The organism is Corallococcus sp. CA047B (genome assembly GCF_003612065.1).
In the GTDB taxonomy this organism is placed as follows: domain Bacteria; phylum Myxococcota; class Myxococcia; order Myxococcales; family Myxococcaceae; genus Corallococcus; species Corallococcus praedator.
The window spans coordinates 1-3,731 of the sequence record NZ_RAWD01000530.1 but is presented as its reverse complement, the minus strand read 5'-3'; the positions used below and the strand labels follow the sequence as shown (position 1 = coordinate 3,731).

Annotated in this window: 2 protein-coding genes; one reads left to right on the top strand and one right to left on the bottom strand. The window is 72.1% G+C overall.

Translation table 11 applies throughout. The annotated features are described in order from the left end of the window. Positions 1-444 precede the first annotated feature (444 nt). Entirely contained in the window at positions 445-1,980 is a 1,536-nt protein-coding gene (locus tag D7X74_RS40440) for a M91 family zinc metallopeptidase (protein WP_120538262.1), read from the top strand. Positions 1,981-2,077: 97 nt separating this feature from the next. On the opposite strand, the gene D7X74_RS40435 is transcribed toward D7X74_RS40440, so the two are convergent. Beyond that, positions 2,078-3,731 (bottom strand): CARDB domain-containing protein (locus D7X74_RS40435; protein WP_304984948.1); only part of this gene is annotated, 1,654 nt, incomplete at its 5' end.

Below are 3,731 nucleotides of genomic sequence, written 5' to 3'. Positions count from 1 at the left end.
CGGCGGAGATCGGGGTCTCCGGGGCCGGCTCGGACGCGGTCGCCGGAGGCGGGGCCTCCGACTGCGCGTGGACGACAGGGGCCAGCAGGAGCGACGTGCCGGACAGCAGGGCCTGGAGGACGGTGCGGTAGCGAGTGGTGACGGTCATGAAGGCGTCGGGCAAGTCGGGGGAAGCGGAGGCGCTTCCTGACCCGAAGTTGCGCTTCCGTTACCGGACGGGTTCGAGCCCGACAACACACCCCCCTGCGTTGTTGCCGCACCGTTACAGGAGCCCCGGCCGTGTCACACGACAGCCCGATGCGTGTCACGCAACCGTGACATTCGGGAGGAGGGACGCAACCCGGGGGCCCGCCACCGCGACAATCCGGGAGTCGGCCTTCGTCCGACGCCCGGCGGCCGTCCGCCGGACCCACTCCAGGTGTCCCCGTCACCTGGGAGAAGCCCATGACTTCGATTGGCAAGCCCGGTTCGCGTCCGTCGTCCCCCGTGAAGTCGGAGCCGGTGAAGACGCCCGCCGCCGCGCCGCGTCCCAACGCGGTGAAGGCCGCCGTCTCCCAGCGGATGCAGGACGGCTTCGACGCCGGGCCCCGCGCGCCGGCGGTCCGTCCCCAGGCGGCGAAGGAGAAGGAAGTCGGCGCGGGGCGCGCCGCGGGCGAGGCGGCCGGCGCGAAGAAGGACGGCGGCATCCTCAGCGACCTGGGCTCGGCCCTGGGGAAGGTGGCCAAGAACGTGGCGAAGGCCGTCGCGTCCGCCACGGCGCCGCAGGTGAGCACCAACGCCGCCGGCAACACGGTGGTGGACCTGGGCGCGGGCAACAACACCGCCACGGTGTCGCAGAACAAGGACGGCGGGCTGACCATCAAGTCCGGAACGGACACCGTGACGCTCACGGCCGAGCAGGCCAAGGGCGCCATCATCAATGGCGGTGCCGGCAATGACTCCATCACGGTGGACGCGAGCGTCACGCAGGGCCTCACCCTGGACGGCGGCGAGGGCGACGACAAGCTGGTGGGCGGCAAGGGCAACGACACGCTCACGGGCGGCGTGGGCAACGACACCGTCATTGGCGGCGAGGGCAAGGACACGCTGAGCGGCCTGGACGGCGACGACTACCTGGAGGGCGGCGCGGGCGATGACCGCATCCTCGGGGGCGCGGGCCGGGACGTGCTCTACGGCCTGGACGGCAACGACTACGTGTCCGGCGGCGCGGACCGCGACTACATCGACGCGGGCGCGGGCGACGACAAGGCCTACGGCGGCGCGGGCGACGACCAGGTGATTGGCGGGCGCGGCAACGACACGCTGAGCGGCGGCACGGGCAACGACGCGGTCGCGGGCGGCGCGGGCACGGACACCGTCCGGGGCGGCACGGGCACGGACAAGCTGTACGTGGAGGAGAACGAGACGACCGCCGCCGACGCCGCGGGTGAGCGGGAGATCGTGGACATGACGAACGCGGACCAGCGGGGCCGGTCCGTGACGGTGACGGGCAGCGCGGAGTTCCAGGCGCGCACCCAGTCGGACCTGGACGCGATGCGCTCGCTGCCGTCGGGCCAGGAGCTGCTGCGCACGCTGGACGACAGCGGCCACACCACCACCATCCAGGAGACGTCCGGGGGCAACTCCGCGGCCGCGCAGAACAAGGCGGATGCGTGGTTCAACGCGGACGGCACGCCGGGCAAGGGCACCAACGGCACGGTGAACTACAACACCACGCGCATCTCGCTGGGCACCGAGGACTGGATGAACCGTCCGCCCGTGGTGGCCCTGTTCCACGAGCTGGTGCACGCGTCCGACTACGCCAATGGCACGCTGGCCAATGGCGAGAAGAACGGCACCAACAACCGCGAGACGTCCGCGGTGGGTCTGCCCATCGACCTGGACCAGGACCCGTCCACGCCGGACGTGGTGCAGGGCGGCCGCCCGGGCGAGAACGTCCTGCGCGACGACCTGAACCTGCCCACCCGGCCCCGCTACTAGTTCGGCACTCCGCGGAGGACCTGGCCTCACGACGAGGCCAGACGGGGCGGCTGCGTCCGCGAGGAACGCAGCCGCGCCATCACGGAACTCCAGTGGCCTACGGCATCACGGTGGGGGTGGGCAGCATGAAGCTGTTGTTGTCCTCACGCAGCTCCCAGCGCGAGCCCGGCGCGTCGACGATGGCGCCCAGATAGAAGGCGGAAGCGGGGCTGGACGGACGGGACGCGTAGGCCGGGATGGACAGCGTCGTGCACTGGTTCACCCCGAGCGAGGACACGGGCTGGTTGCCCACGGGAAGCTGGAGCTGCGTGTACGGCGCGCTTCCCTGGCCGGGCACGTAGGCCACCGGCTCGCTGGAGATGATCAGGTCCACCGGCACGGTGCTGTTGAGTGCCGCCGTTCCCTCGTTGCAGACCTTCACCTGCGCGGTGAAGGAAGCGCCCGAAGGGATGCTCGCGGGAGCGGTCAGCGCGCGCACCACGAGGTCGGGCCCCGAGCCCACGCCCACGCGGGGGCCCACCAGGGTGTTGTTGTCCTCGCGCAGCTCCGTGAGCTGCTGGGGGAAGTCCACGCGCGCGCCCAGGAACCGGGGCGCTTCCGGATCCAGGCCGGGCGGAGGGTTCGCGTACCCCGCCACGTTCACGGCGGAGCACTGGCCCGAGCCGAGCGACGGCGTGTTCGCGGTCCCCACCATGGAGTCCGTGGACGTGCCGGGGTTGGGTGCGCTCACGGACAGCGTGGCGTCCGACGTCAGCACCGCCATCACCGGCGTGGGGGGCGCCATGTCCATGCCCATGTTGCAGACCGTCACGACCAGCGTGAGCGGGGCGCCGGGCATCACGCTCCGGGGGCCCGTCACCTCCCGCACCGCGAGGTCCGGGCCGTTGCCCACGCTCATCGGGGCGGAGCGCACGTTGTTGTCCTCGCGCAGCTCGGTGAGGCCGAGGGACACGTCCGCGACGGCACCCAGGTACAGCGGACGCCCCGGCACGGACTCGGGCGGAACCTGGGCCTGCGCCGTCGCCGGTACCGTCGAGCACTGGCCCTGCCCCAGCGGCATCACGTTCACGGAGCCCACCCGGACCAGCGTGGGCGGCGGCACGCCCTGGGTCACGGTGAAGTCCGGTTCGGTGGAGAGGAAGAGGCCCAGGGTCGTGTACGTCGCGGACGCGGTGCCTTCGTTGCAGACCTGCACCGACGTCTGGAACGAGGTACCGGGCCGCGCGCTGGGCGTATTCAGCACGCTGCGGACGACCAGATCCGGGCCCACCGCCACCCCGATGCGGGAGACGGGCGAGGCGTTGTTGTCCTCACGCAGCTCCGGGAAGCTGGCCTGCGGATCCACGAGGGCGCCCACGTACAGCGTGGGGTTCGGCATGGGGGCCTGGGGAGGTACCACCGCCCAGGCACTCACGGAGCGCAGGGCGCACTCCCCCGGCGCCAATCCCGGCGCCTGGAACATGCCCACGGGCGCGCGGCCCGGAGGGGGCGCGCCCTGCACCACCGCCAGCGTCGGCTCGGTGGACAGGTACAGCTCCACGGGGACGTTCGGGGAAGGCTCCGTGCCCACGTTGCACACCCGCGCGGTGGCGGTGAAGGCCTGGCCGGGGGCGACGTGGGTGGGGGCCGTCAGCGAGGTGATGATCAGGTCCGGCTTCAGGCCCACGCCCATGAGGAAGTCCGCGCGGACGTTGTTGTCCTCGCGCAGCTCCACCTGGCTTCGGGGCAGGTCCACGATGGCGCCCAGGTAC

Coding starts and splice junctions, on each gene's coding strand:
- D7X74_RS40440 (WP_120538262.1), top strand. CDS start 445: ATGACTTCGATTGGCAAGCCCGGTTCGCGTCCGTCGTCCCCCGTGAAG.